Raw genomic sequence first — 13,706 nt, 5'->3', positions numbered from 1 at the left:
AATCCCTTAGAAGAGATTTCGGTTTTTGATGAAGTGATTAATAAAATACTTTATCTACATTGTATTTGGCGCGGAAAGTATTAATGGCATATGTTTCATAAATTTCACGCTCCATAGGGTCTTCAACTTCATAAACTTCAATTTTGAAGACTTCATCACGATGATTTCTCATCGGAGATACATTGTCCTCAAAATGTTTTTTTACACGTTGGCGAATTTTACGTGCTTTGCCGACAAATAATAGTTCATTCTTTTCATTATAGAATAAGAAAATGCCGCCATTATCACGAGTGATTTTATGGAAGTCAATGAAACCAAAATAGGGTGTGATTGGGACATCACCTGGTTTTACATCTTGTTCGCGTTGGCGAATGACTACGTCTGGTTTTGGAAATTCAATATTAATCAAAGTATTCACGTTCCTCTCTATTACTAAAGATATATGGTAACATAATAGCGGCATGTTTACCATAAAATTTCATGTAGAAAAACCATATACAGCAAGCTTAGTGTTCATCAATTCAATGTGGAACATGCATAGGAATAACAAAATATTCTATGAATTATTGATATTCTAACTAGTTCATGTTACAATTCAAGGTAATTAAATAATCTTATCAAGAGAAGCTGAGGGATTTGGCCCGATGAAGCTTCAGCAACCTCTAACACATGTTAGAAAGGTGCTAATTCCAGCAAAGGATATTCCTTTGAGAGATAAGAGTGAACGTGAAAAAATCCTTCTCATTCTATCTCGTATGGAATGTGGGGGATTTTTTAATTTTTAAAAAGAGAGCAATAAGAGAGAGGGGAACGCTAGATGCCAATTAATATTCCGAAAAATTTACCTGCTGGGGAACACTTACGTGAGGAAAAAATCTTCGTCATGGAAGAGGATCGTGCGCTAACACAACAAATTCGTCCATTAAATATTTTAATCTTAAATTTGATGCCCGAAAAAGAAAAGACAGAACTACAATTACTACGTTTACTAGGAAATACACCATTACAAGTGAATATTACTTTTTTAAACACGGCTACTCATGAATCTAAAAATGTGAGTAAATCACATTTACAATTATTCTACACGACGTTCAATCAAATTCGTCACCGACGCTATGATGGTATGATCATTACTGGGGCGCCAGTAGAAAAAATGGCGTTTGAAGACGTTAACTATTGGCAGGAGATTTCAGAAATTATGGATTGGTCTAAAAAGAATGTGACATCCGTGCTACATATATGTTGGGGGGCACAAGCTGCGTTATATCACCATTATGGGATTGGGAAGGTCGAGCTTTCTGCTAAATGCTCAGGCGTTTATTCCCATGTGATTACCGATTTAACGGTGGATTTAGTACGAGGCTTTAGTGATTTATTTACAGCTCCTCATTCTCGCTATACATCTGTTTCGATTGACGAGGTACGCAATCATCCAGACTTACGCTTATTATCCTATTCAGAGGATGCAGGTGTGTTCATCGTACAATCTAAAGATAATAAAAACATTATGATTACAGGTCATTTAGAATATGATGCCACAACGTTAGCAGATGAATACAGTCGTGATGTTGAGAAGGGTATTGATATAGAAGTTCCAGTCAACTACTTCCCAAATGATGATCCAGCAAAGGAACCGATGAATACATGGCGTGCACATACGCATTTATTGTTCTCCAACTGGTTGAACTACTACGTATACCAAGAGACACCATATGAATGGGATTTCGTAGACGAAATTGAATATCATATTTAAGTAACCATTTAAAAGTCTAATTTCTTCTCAATCTGTAGAAGGAATTAGACTTTTGTTATTCTTGATTTTCCTGGTTAGTTTTCGCATTGTCTGATTTTGGCTGATGCTCCTGGTTAGAATCTGTATTGCCTGTTTTCGTCTGATTCGGTTGATTGGAATCCGAATTGCCTGTTTTCGTCTGATTCGGTTGATTGGAATCCGAATTGCCCGTGTTAGCCTGATTTTGATGATTAGAATCCGCATTGTTTGTATTAGTCTGACTCTGATGATTAGAATCCGCATTGTTTGTATTAGTCTGACTCTGATGATTAGAATCCGAATTGCCTGTATCAGCCTGTTTCTGTTGATTGGTATCCGCATTACCTATGTTAGCCTCATTCTCTTGCTTATTTTCTCCATTTACCGTTTTGGCTTCGTTCCCCTGTGATTTTCGGTTACGAATAACAGCTACAATGAGGAGAAGTATGGGTAATAATATGGTGCAAACAAATGCATAAATGGGCCAAATCTCATCATTATAAATGTTGGAATGGACGATGTCTGGGTGAACAATTTGCGAAAGTCCGACCATAATAATACCCATTGGTAAGATAAGTGGTCGATGATCCTTCAATTTCATAATTTGTGCAATCCCCACAACAGTTGTATAGAAGTACATAAACGTTCGAATAAAAATGGATACAATCCACATAAAAGCCATGATAATTTCAATGCGCTGTAAAAAATTTCCGATAGAGATTCTTTGTGCTAGGGCATAACTAGGGAAAGTTCGCGAAGCCGTGTTAGCTGGCCCTAATACTAAAATGGATAGAGTAATCAATGTTACTAGAACAAATCCACCGAGAAGCATGCCTATGTAAAATCCTTTCTTTGAGGATTGCTGGACATTGACACTAGCAGGGTAAATCATTAATAACATAACTAACGAAAAAGAAAAGACACTTATAAAGCGGATGATACTATATAAGATGGATGTTTTGGATGCTTCCATAATCGGTTGTATATTTTCAAACTTAATTTGTGGGGTGATACTTACAACAAAGAAAATAAAAATTAAGACAAACATAGGGAAAAGTATTTCTGCTGAACGAGCAAAGTTTTCTAACCCTAAATAGGTAGCATACATAATTATAATAATAAACAACAAGGCAAATGCCAGTGTGGGCGTCTCAGGCATTACCTCTGTTTTCATAAAAGCACCAATAAAATACAATAATTCTCCTCCCGCAAATAGGGTAAGAGAAAGGAAGCCCACCACTGTGATTTTCCCAAAAAAGCGCCCGAGAAGTTTTTCATTTGCTTCAATAAAATTAAGTGTCGGTGTTTGGTCGCCTAACGTCAAAAATAATTTCACAACAAGCAAACTAAGGACAACACCAATACTTGCAGCAATCCACGCATCTTGCTTACTAGAGCTTGCAATACTTGAAGGGACGATTAAGATGGCAGTACCGATAGAAAGGAGGAATGTAATGATTGTAAATTGTCTTGAACTAATGATTTCTTTTTCCATTTAACTACCCCTCCAATACATGTCGATGTGTCTACTATTTTGTGAGTGAAACGATAAAATCTTTAATCGGCGTAAAAATAAAGGTTATAAAATCTAAAGGACTCGGGATATTTATTTTAAGGGCAATGCCCATATTAAGCGCTGTACCAATTAGTAATAGGATTGAAAAAACAAGAATGGTTTTGGTCTCTTGTTGCTTTTTGAGTTTCGGGATATATAGTAACGCAATGATGATTGAAATGATTAAGATGGCTATTGCTAGTACCAATCCACTATCCCTCCTTTGGCTTTTTTAATAATGAGTTTTGCATTGTGCCTAAACCTTGTGTTGTCACTTTAACATGAACATGGATTGGTAGATCAGGAAAGATGGTTGCCCAATCCTTTTTGATTTTTTTCCACTGTTTTGCATCTGCACGATGTAGGGCATCACCATAGCCTAAAACATCCACTTGGTATTGTTGCTGTATTTTCTCTAATGTTTTTTCAATACGTTCTTCGATGCCTTGTGCTGTTTTTTTATTGATATAATCAATCGTTTTATTTTTCGATAGATTGATTTCACATTCGACCTCTCCCACATTTTGCTCCACGTTTATTTGAACATCAATTTTCGGTTTCCCATTTTGAAACGAACCTTTTACCTTTGTTGTAGAACTCGTAATTTCAGTTGAGAGGGTACCTTGTTTTGGACAGGCGACGATTTCAATTGTACTTTGTATTTTATCGCTAAGGAAGCTAACACTTTTACTTTCTCCCTCCGAAAGTAGACCAACGAATTTATCTTCTTTAAAGACGGCTAATCCGGCATAATTTAAGAAAACAGGTGTTTTAACACGTTGGACATTCGTTTGATCGATCCCTAATCGTTTATCACCATGAACTTCAATCGCAGAAATCAATGCCCCTCTCTCCTTATTGCTAAGTGTAGAGACTAATTCGTCAATATTAACAGCTATTGTAGAGCCCCAAACTTTCTCAGAAACGGTAAGGGAATTTAAGATTTTATTAGCAGGCACTTTTTCGATGGGTGTTAGCACATTTAACACTTCCTTAGCTGTAGCTTCATGAGACATAATGACATCGAAATCCTTTCTAAATTCATGATCTCGCACAATTAAATCTAATGAATCACTGATTCCTTCCTTAGCGAGGTCTTCGCCTAAAACGACTACCTGTAGATGGGCAAAATATGGTTTCCGTGCAGCAAGGTTCGTCATTTTGCGAATGGCCTCAAAAATCGTCTCCCCTCTCGAATGATAGCTGATAACTGGGGAGCGCTGAGTGGAAGCTTGACGCATTGAAACCTCACTAGGATCAACGATTTGAACGGTAATCTCAAACTCATCTTCTACTTTGTCTATACCAAGCGCTACAACGATGGCTAATTCATTTAATTCACGCTTACTCCAGCAACCACTTAACAGTAAAGTGAGGATGCATAGGAAGCAAATTGCTTTTACTTTTGCCATATTCCATTCCTCATTTGTTTAGTAGTTTTATTTCCTGCCTGTTCTTACAACATATTTATGCCCTCTGACAACGTTTTTCTGATTGACCAAACGAGGACGTTTTAATAAACCTCTACGAGGGAGCAATAAAAAAGCATCTTTTTGATCCTGTATAATGAATGGCGCGAATGGGCTTAAATACGGTACACCAAATGAACGAATGCTGCATAAATGAAGAATAATTATTATAATGCCAAACATAACGCCAAATAGACCAAACATGGCAGCGAAAATCATTAATGGAAAGCGAAGTACACGAATCGTATTCGACAAACCATAGGCAGGGAATAAAAAGCTACAAATGGCTGTTAATGCTACGATAATAACCATAACAGCCGAGACAACACCGGCATCTACCGCCGCCTGGCCAATTACTAGCGTACCCACGATGGACACTGCAGGACCGATTGTTCTGGGCATTCGAAGCCCTGCCTCTCGTAGTATCTCAAAGGCAAGCTCCATAATAAGTGCTTCGACTACAGCAGGGAAGGGCACGCCTTCTCGTTGTGAAGCAATACTAATGAGCATAGGCGTTGGCAGCATTTCTTGATGAAACGTAGTAATGGCAACATAGAGCGAAGGTGCTACCAATGCCAAACTAATACCAAAGAAACGTAAGATACGAATAAGGGAACTAATGATCCAATGCTGATAGTAGTCTTCTGCTGATTGTAAAAAGGATGTAAACAATGCAGGCACCACTAAGACAAAGGGGGTACCATCTACTAGAATCGCCACTTTACCATCTAATAATTCACCAGCAATAACATCTGGACGTTCGGAGTTATAAATAGTTGGAAACATGGAATTTTTAGAGTCTTGAATAAAATCCTCAATATACCCACTTTCCAAGATGCCATCGATATTAATTCGATCTAACCGCGCTAACACCTCGGCTACAATTTTGTCACTGGCGATACCATTTATATACATCACAGCGACATCTGTTTGCGTCACCTCTCCAATGACACGTGACTTAATCCAAAGATTTGGACTTTTTATTTTGCGGCGAATGAGCGCCGTATTTGTACGCAACGTTTCAGTAAAGGACTCCCGAGGTCCTCTAATAACGGATTCGGTCGATGGCTCTGCCACAGCTCTGTCCTTAGCACTTTTCGTGCTTGTCACAATGCCTTCCGCAAAGCCGTCTAATAAAATGACAGTTTCACCATTAAGTATGGCATGATAAAGTGGGGTAAAATGCTCGATATTCATCACATCACCAACAGTTAAATAGGAACTTCGCACATATTGATTGATGGTTGTAATTTCAATCTCTTGTTCTTCCTCAATATTGGCCATTAGTTTACCAATAACAGAATCCGAAATCGTTGTTTTATCGGATAAGCCATCAATCGAAATAATGGCAAGCCGATGAGGTTCAGCTTCACCAATCGTAATTTCACGTATGATAATATCATTGCTATGACCAAGTGTGTTTTGAATGACTTTTATATTTTTGGCAAGGGAAGTATTTAGTAAATCGTCCGTTGTAAGGGATGGGGAGGGATCGATATTGTTAGATATGGACATGTGTTTTCCTCCTCAAATGGGTGTTCATTATCTATAGAATGGACAACTTTGTGAGGAGATAAACGAAAAAGGAAATGAAATTCTAGCTATTTTCTAAATAAAAAAACAGTATTTCCTTTCAGAAACTGAAAGGAAAATACTGCTTTATGTACGATACTCGTATTGTAATTCATCTTGACTAGCATCCACGTCCACGTGTAAATTGTGATCGTTAAAGAACCATAGATCTTTTTCATCGATGTAATAGGTTATGCCATCAATGACTGTTTCTACCCCAATGGCAATGGGCTCTTCTCGTGTCATGCCAAGTGAAAAGCCTTCGTGAAAAGGACTAGAGCCACCATAGCGTGCATAAAAGCGAATAGTGTCACCTGGTTCTACTTCCATCTCATGTTTGAACCATTGTAAGGCTTCATCTGTCAGTGCAATTTTCATAGCGAATGCTCCTCTCTTCTTAAAGCCATTTTACCTTTGGCTCGGTGCCGTCTTTAATACGTGTAATATTGGCACGGTGACGATAGATAATAAAGGTAAATAATAAGGCTACCAAGATGCTTAATGCAAAGTCACCTGTAACAAAATAATAAACGATAGAATAAATAAGTGCTACTAAAGCGGCTATCATAGATGTTAAGCTGACGATTTTTGTGATTTTCAATGTCACAATAAAAGCAATAAGGAGTAAGACAAACAATGGCCATGAATACCCTAATAACACACCTGCTGATGTGGCAACTGCTTTCCCACCACGAAAATTGGCGAAGATTGGAAACATATGGCCGATAACAGCAACAAGACCTAGTAATAAGGAATGTATAGAACTGTCTGAGAATACTGGAAGTGCCACCAGTAAGACAGCGGCAGTACCTTTTAAAACATCCATCACGGTCACAACAATACCTGCTTTTTTTCCTAACGTGCGGAACGTATTGGTTGCCCCTAGATTACCGCTTCCGTGTTCACGAATATCGGTATTATAAAAAACTTTACCTATCCAAAGCCCTGAAGGTATAGAGCCGATTAGATACGCACATAAAATAATAAGTCCATTGATCATAGTTGGACTCCTTTCATTCATATTCCATCACTTGGTACTAATAGTTTGTAACAAGTATTTTACACTTTTTCTTGCTAATCTACAATGTTATGAAGGAGATTTCGCAACGGGTCTTGAATTCAATACAAAAGAAACTAAATAAGTTGGAGATAGGCTTTTAGACATGATTTTTTTAAGGAGCGAAAAAATCCTTTATTAAAATATAGGCAAAATGGCAATTTTGTCAATCGTTCATTCCTTTGGTAGAATAGAAGTCTAACTTTATTCATTTACATCACAATGACGCAGAAGACAATTATGTATATTGCAACTAAATAAGCTATGATGCGTCAGGTGTTTACGGATACTAGTAGCAGTCTGTCTTGCTTAAATACCAATTTTAAGCAACTGTTGAAGATGTTTACTATTGATTATGTTCATAAAACTGTGAGCAATTTTTAAAAATTTGATTGGACCTGTCGCTAGCTATTGACAGGAAATGCTATTATTATTAGGATGAGAACATAAATAGAACATGCGTTTGTTTTTTGGAGGGGAATTTTTTTGACGAATAAACAGTCACCTAGCGTCTATAATGATGACGCTATACAAGTATTAGAAGGATTAGAAGCGGTGCGCAAACGACCAGGCATGTATATCGGTTCGACAGATGGCCGTGGACTTCATCACCTTGTGTATGAAATCGTCGATAATGCGGTGGATGAAGCATTGGCTGGCTTTGGATCTCATATTATTGTCAAGATTCATAAAGACCAGAGTCTTAGCGTACGTGACTTCGGTCGTGGAATGCCAACAGGTATGCATAAGATGGGTAAACCTACCCCTGAAATTATTTTTACCGTCTTACACGCTGGTGGTAAGTTTGGACAGGGCGGTTATAAAACGAGTGGTGGTTTGCACGGTGTAGGTTCCTCTGTCGTAAATGCGCTATCAACATTTTTAGAGGTAACCATCCATCGTGATGGTAAGAAATATCGCCAGCGTTTCGAACATGGTGGACATCCAGTGACAACACTTGAAGAAATTGGTCAAACAAAGCAGACAGGTACGCTTGTCCATTTCCTACCAGATGAAACGATCTTTTCTGTCACAAAATTCAATTATGATACGTTAGCAGAACGTTTACGGGAGTCAGCTTTTTTATTAAAGGGCTTAAAAATTGAATTAATCGATGAGCGCGAGGAAGGCAAAAGTGATGAGTTCTTTTATGAGAACGGCATTGAAGCTTTCGTTGCGTATTTGAATGAAGAGAAAGATGTTCTTCATCCTGTAAAATATGTTGAAGGGATTCAAGACGATATTGAAGTAGAGTTTGCCTTCCAATATAACGATGGTTATTCTGAAACGATTTTGTCGTTTGTTAATAATGTACGTACACGTGATGGTGGGACACATGAAACAGGTGCAAAAGCAGCGTTGACGCGTGTCTTTAATGAATATGCAAGGAAAATTGGTTTATTAAAGGACAAGGATAAAAACCTAGAAGGAACAGATATTCGCGAAGGCCTAGCTGCTATCGTTTCTGTCCGTATTCCAGAGCATTTACTACAATTTGAAGGACAAACAAAGGGCAAGCTTGGTACAAGTGAGGCTCGTTCTGCAGTAGATAGCGTGGTGTCTGAGCAAATTTTGTATGTGCTAGAGGAAAATGCTGAATTGTCGGCCTCTCTTGTGCGTAAAGCGATTCGTGCGCAACAAGTGCGTGAAGCGGCTCGTAAAGCGCGTGAGGACGCACGAAATGGTAAGAAAAACAAAAAAGGTAGTACCATTCTGTCTGGAAAATTAACGCCTGCACAGTCACGTAATGCGGCCAAAAATGAATTATACCTAGTCGAAGGTGATTCAGCGGGTGGTTCTGCGAAACAAGGTCGAGATCGTACATTCCAAGCGATATTACCACTTCGCGGGAAAGTCATTAACACGGAAAAAGCCAAGCTACAAGATATTATGAAAAACGAAGAAATTTCAACCATTATTCATGCGATTGGGGCTGGAGTTGGTACGGATTTTGCTGTAGATGATTCAGCCTACAATAAAGTGGTCATTATGACCGATGCCGATACGGATGGCGCCCATATTCAAGTACTGCTATTAACGTTCTTCTATCGTTATATGCGTCCGCTTATCGAGGCAGGCAAAGTCTTTATAGCGTTACCACCATTGTATAAGGTTTCTAAAGGTACAGGAAAAAAAGAAGTAATCGAATATGCTTGGACAGAAAACGATTTACAAAGTGCCATCAAAAAAGTTGGAAAGGGTTACATATTACAGCGCTATAAAGGTCTTGGTGAGATGAATGCAGACCAGCTATGGGATACAACGATGAACCCTGACACACGGACATTGATTCGTGTCACAATCGAGGATGGTGCACGTGCAGAGAGACGTGTCACGACGTTAATGGGCGATAAAGTAGAGCCACGTCGTAAATGGATCGAAGCCAATGTAGACTTCGGCATGGAGGATGATGCCAACATTTTAGAAAATGAATTCATCCAACAAGAGGAGGACCAAGCATGAGTAGTACAGAAAAGTTTCAAGATTTACCTTTAGAAGAAGTAATGGGTGACCGCTTTGGTCGCTATAGTAAATATATTATTCAAGACCGCGCGTTGCCAGATGCACGTGACGGTCTTAAACCAGTACAGCGTCGTATTTTATATGCGATGTTTACGGAAGGTAATACAAATGATAAACCGTTCCGTAAATCAGCTAAAACAGTCGGAAACGTAATCGGTAATTACCATCCGCATGGAGATAGCTCTGTCTATGAAGCGATGGTGCGGATGAGTCAGGATTGGAAAGCCCGTCATATGCTCATTGAGATGCATGGGAACAACGGTTCGGTAGATGGAGATCCTCCTGCTGCCATGCGTTATACAGAGGCAAGACTGTCTGCGATTGCTGCTGAAATGCTACGAGATATTGGTAAGAAAACGGTTGAATTCGTGCCAAACTTTGATGATCAAGATATGGAGCCAACTGTTTTACCAGCTCGTTTCCCTAATCTATTAGTAAACGGCTCTACAGGGATTTCAGCGGGTTATGCGACAGATATTCCACCTCATGCGTTAGATGAAGTGCTGGATGCTGTATTGATGCGCTTAGACAAGCCTACTGCGACAGTGGATGAATTGATGACAGTAATCAAAGGTCCAGATTTCCCAACAGGCGGTATTATTCAAGGTGTGGATGGCATTAAAAAAGCATATGAAACAGGGCGCGGTAAAATTATAGTACGTGCGCAAGCTGTGGTGGAATCTATCAAGGGTGGCAAAGAGCAGATTGTTGTTACAGAATTACCATATGATGTGAATAAAGCGAATCTTGTGAAAAAAATTGATGAGCAGCGTGTAGATAAACGTCTAGAAGGGATTGCTGAAATTCGGGATGAATCAGACCGTACGGGGTTACGTGTCGTGATCGAGCTGAAAAAAGATGTACCTGGACAAGGGATTCTACAATACTTATTCAAAACAACAGATTTACAGGTAGCTTACAATTTTAATATGATTGCGATTCATAATCGTCGCCCAACGATGATGACATTGCCATTATTGCTGGATGCCTATATTACGCACCAAAAAGAAGTGGTTACAAACCGTTCTATCTATGATTTACAAAAGGCAAAGGATCGCTCACATATCGTAGAAGGATTAATTAAAGCGTTATCTATTTTAGACGAAGTCATTGCTACAATTCGTTCTTCTAACGATAAGAAGGATGCCAAGCAGAATTTACAAGCGAAGTTCGATTTTACCGAGGTACAAGCAGAGGCAATTGTGAGCTTGCAATTATACCGTTTAACAAATACCGATATTACTGAACTTCGTCAAGAACAAGATGATTTAAACACATTGATTGCCAAGCTAGAGGGAATTCTGCAAAGTGAGGCCAAGCTTGTGCGCGTCATTAAACAAGAATTACTAGATATTAAAAAACGCTTCACAGAGCCACGTCGCTCGAAAATAGAGCAAGAAATTGAGGAAATTAAAATTACATTAGATCTTCTTGTCCCAAGTGAAGAGGTTGTTGTGACGGTTACGAAAGATGGCTATATTAAACGCACATCTACACGATCTCATGCCGCTTCCAATGGTCAAGATTTTGCGATGAAGGATTCCGATTACTTATTGTATGAAGCAAACTTGAATACGCAACACCATCTATTACTGTTTACAAATCGCGGGAATTATATTTATCAGCCTGTCCACGAACTGCCTGATATTCGTTGGAAGGATCTCGGTCAGCATATCTCTAGTATCGTGCCAACAGGTGAAGATGAGTCGATTATTGCTGTTTATGGCTTCGAAACATTCGAACAGCCAAATACGTATATCTTTACGGCTACGAAAGATGGACAAATTAAACGTTCACCACTCGCAGATTATGCGGTGACACGTTATTCGAAGCCTATTAAAACAATGAATGTTAAAGCTGGCGATGCCATGATCTATGCATCGTTTATGACCGATGATGTGGAACTCCTATTAACAACTGATACAGCGTATGCGATTCGTTTCCCAATCGAGGAATTACCAGTAACCGGTGTGAAAACGGGCGGTGTGAAAGGTATAACGCTAAAAGATGGGGAAGCATTAGTTGGAGTCAATGTACTACAACCAGATGAAACGCAATATGTCGTTATTGTGACACAGCGCGGGGCTGTGAAGAAAATGAATGTTGCTGAGGTAGAAATCGCGAGCCGTGCCAAACGCGGCCTTAAAGTCTTAACAGAATTAAAAGCAAATCCTCATCGAATTGTCGCTGTTATTCAAGCAGCAGACGATGAGCAGGTTGTTATTGAAACCGAAAAAGGCGTGCAAGAGGTCATTGATGTCCAAGCACTGACGCGCGCTGATCGCCATTCCAATGGTTCGTTTAAAGTGGATATTGCAACAGATGGGGCCATTTCACATGTCTTAACGGCCAAAAAAGAACAAAAACCAAGCTAAAATCATGCCCAGCTCTCTTAAGAGACTGGGCTATTTATTTGAGTGGAACGACTATCCGAAAATAGCACCTTGTCAATTTACATCAACTATGGGTATAATAATCATCGAAAAGTTCATAGCGAAAGAATGTAGGGGGGCTAGTAATGGCTAGCTGAGATTGTGTCCGATAGACACTGACCCTTTGAACCTGATTTGGCTCGTACCAGCGTAGGGAACATCTATTCAAAAAAGCAAAAGTTTTTGGAGATTGATTGCAATACGTCTGGGAGGAATCCTAGGCGTTTTTTTGTTTTCCAAGCACTATCTTATCAACTGTATATTACGCTTTCTTCTGGTGACGACATTCATTCATGAACACTTTCATATTACAAACTGGGAGGACCTAGCATGAAAAAATGGTTATTTATTCTATTGGCAGCACTTTTGACTTTAGTGGGCTGTAGTGACAAGGAGGACAAGCAGTCAACTGACAAGCTGAAAAAGGTGTCTGTGGTACTGGATTGGACACCGAATACGAATCATACAGGACTGTATGTCGCAAAAAAACTCGGTTATTTTGAGGAACAGGGCTTAGATGTTGATATTATTATGCCTGGTGAGGCGGGCGCAGATCAGCTTGTTGCTTCTGGAAAGGCAGAGTTTGGCGTGAGCTATCAGGAAGGCATTACACAGGCGCGTGTACAAGATGTGCCGCTGGTCTCTATCGCGGCTATTATTCAGCATAATACATCTGGCTTTGCTTCTATTGCTGCAAAAGGCATTACATCACCAAAAGATTTTGAAGGAAAAACTTATGGTGGTTGGGGAGCGCCGCTTGAACAAGCCGTATTACAATCATTAATGCAAACTGAAAATGCCGATATCAATAAATTAGATATCGTTAATGCAGGGGATTTAGATTTCTTCACGATGATGAAAAAGGATATCGACTTTGCTTGGATTTATTATGCATGGACAGGTATTGAGGCAGAGCTTCGTGGAGAAAAGGTTAATATGCTGTATTTAACGGACTACAGTGATCAGTTAGATTACTATACACCGCTTCTAGCAACGAATGAAAAAATGATTCAAAATAATCCAGACGTAGTCAAAGCCTTTGTTGCAGCTACATCGAAGGGCTATGAATATGCAATAAATAACCCGAGTGAAGCGGCTGATATTCTAATCGAAGCTGCTCCAGATTTAGATAAAGAGTTAGTGCATAAAAGTCAAGAGTGGTTGGCAGATAAGTATCAGGATGATGCTAAACAATGGGGAGAGCAAAAACTTTCTGTGTGGGAAAACTATGCAAAGTGGATGTCTAGCAACAAGGTATTAGAGGGCGAATTTGATGCTAAACAGGCCTTTACAAATGATTACTTACCGAAAAAGGAGGCCAATTAAA

Annotated in this window: 11 protein-coding genes and 2 riboswitches; of the genes, 4 read left to right on the top strand and 7 right to left on the bottom strand. The window is 39.2% G+C overall.

All coding sequences use genetic code 11. The features are described from left to right. Positions 1-37: 37 nt before the first annotated feature. Positions 38-409, bottom strand: a complete 372-nt coding sequence (locus tag AO843_RS14420; RefSeq protein ID WP_054611790.1) for a nucleotide excision repair endonuclease — start codon at positions 407-409, stop codon at positions 38-40. Positions 410-611: 202 nt separating this feature from the next. Next, a riboswitch (SAM riboswitch) is annotated at positions 612-721 on the top strand. Between the two features lie 96 nt (positions 722-817). Between AO843_RS14420 and metA the strand changes: the two genes are divergently transcribed. Then, positions 818-1,753 carry a homoserine O-acetyltransferase MetA gene (gene metA / locus AO843_RS14415; RefSeq protein ID WP_054611789.1) on the top strand — a complete coding sequence of 312 codons (936 nt, stop codon included), beginning with the start codon at positions 818-820 and terminating at the stop codon, positions 1,751-1,753. Between the two features lie 55 nt (positions 1,754-1,808). Here metA and AO843_RS14410 read toward each other — a convergent pair whose 3' ends face one another. From AO843_RS14410 to plsY, 6 genes are all read right to left on the bottom strand, one after another. Continuing rightward, on the bottom strand, positions 1,809-3,266 hold the full coding sequence (locus AO843_RS14410) for a GerAB/ArcD/ProY family transporter (RefSeq protein ID WP_054611788.1): 1,458 nt from the start codon (positions 3,264-3,266) through the stop codon (positions 1,809-1,811). Positions 3,267-3,300: 34 nt separating this feature from the next. Continuing rightward, a complete protein-coding gene (locus AO843_RS14405; protein ID WP_036126116.1) occupies positions 3,301-3,534 on the bottom strand; it encodes a hypothetical protein in 234 nt (77 codons plus the stop codon). Positions 3,535-3,538: 4 nt separating this feature from the next. After that, positions 3,539-4,738 carry a Ger(x)C family spore germination protein gene (locus tag AO843_RS14400; protein WP_054611787.1) on the bottom strand — a complete coding sequence of 400 codons (1,200 nt, stop codon included), beginning with the start codon at positions 4,736-4,738 and terminating at the stop codon, positions 3,539-3,541. A gap of 27 nt (positions 4,739-4,765) precedes the next feature. After that, positions 4,766-6,310 (bottom strand): spore germination protein, encoded by a 1,545-nt coding sequence (locus AO843_RS14395; RefSeq protein ID WP_054611786.1) that lies wholly within the window; start codon positions 6,308-6,310, stop codon positions 4,766-4,768. A gap of 144 nt (positions 6,311-6,454) precedes the next feature. Beyond that, on the bottom strand, positions 6,455-6,745 hold the full coding sequence (locus tag AO843_RS14390) for a HesB/YadR/YfhF family protein (RefSeq protein ID WP_054611785.1): 291 nt from the start codon (positions 6,743-6,745) through the stop codon (positions 6,455-6,457). Between the two features lie 19 nt (positions 6,746-6,764). Further along, the gene (gene plsY / locus AO843_RS14385) at positions 6,765-7,367 is read right to left on the bottom strand and encodes a glycerol-3-phosphate 1-O-acyltransferase PlsY (RefSeq protein WP_054611784.1); all 603 of its coding nucleotides are present in this window, start codon (positions 7,365-7,367) and stop codon (positions 6,765-6,767) included. Between the two features lie 543 nt (positions 7,368-7,910). Here plsY and parE point away from each other — a divergent pair. The 3 genes from parE to AO843_RS14370 all read left to right on the top strand — a co-directional run bounded on the left by parE (position 7,911) and on the right by AO843_RS14370 (position 13,705). Next, complete coding sequence (gene parE, locus AO843_RS14380; RefSeq protein ID WP_054611783.1) at positions 7,911-9,887, top strand: DNA topoisomerase IV subunit B; 1,977 nt, start codon at positions 7,911-7,913, stop codon at positions 9,885-9,887. After that, a complete protein-coding gene (gene parC / locus AO843_RS14375) occupies positions 9,884-12,322 on the top strand; it encodes a DNA topoisomerase IV subunit A (protein WP_054611782.1) in 2,439 nt (812 codons plus the stop codon). Before parE ends, parC begins: the two co-directional genes overlap by 4 nt. Positions 12,323-12,442: 120 nt before the next feature. Beyond that, positions 12,443-12,553: riboswitch (TPP riboswitch) on the top strand. Between the two features lie 156 nt (positions 12,554-12,709). Beyond that, positions 12,710-13,705 carry an ABC transporter substrate-binding protein gene (locus tag AO843_RS14370; RefSeq protein WP_054611781.1) on the top strand — a complete coding sequence of 332 codons (996 nt, stop codon included), beginning with the start codon at positions 12,710-12,712 and terminating at the stop codon, positions 13,703-13,705. Position 13,706: the final 1 nt, after the last annotated feature.

The organism is Lysinibacillus sp. ZYM-1, from assembly GCF_001308875.1.
GTDB lineage: Bacteria > Bacillota > Bacilli > Bacillales_A > Planococcaceae > Lysinibacillus.
Note: the sequence above shows the minus strand (reverse complement) of the source record. Positions and strands in the feature narration are given on the sequence as shown.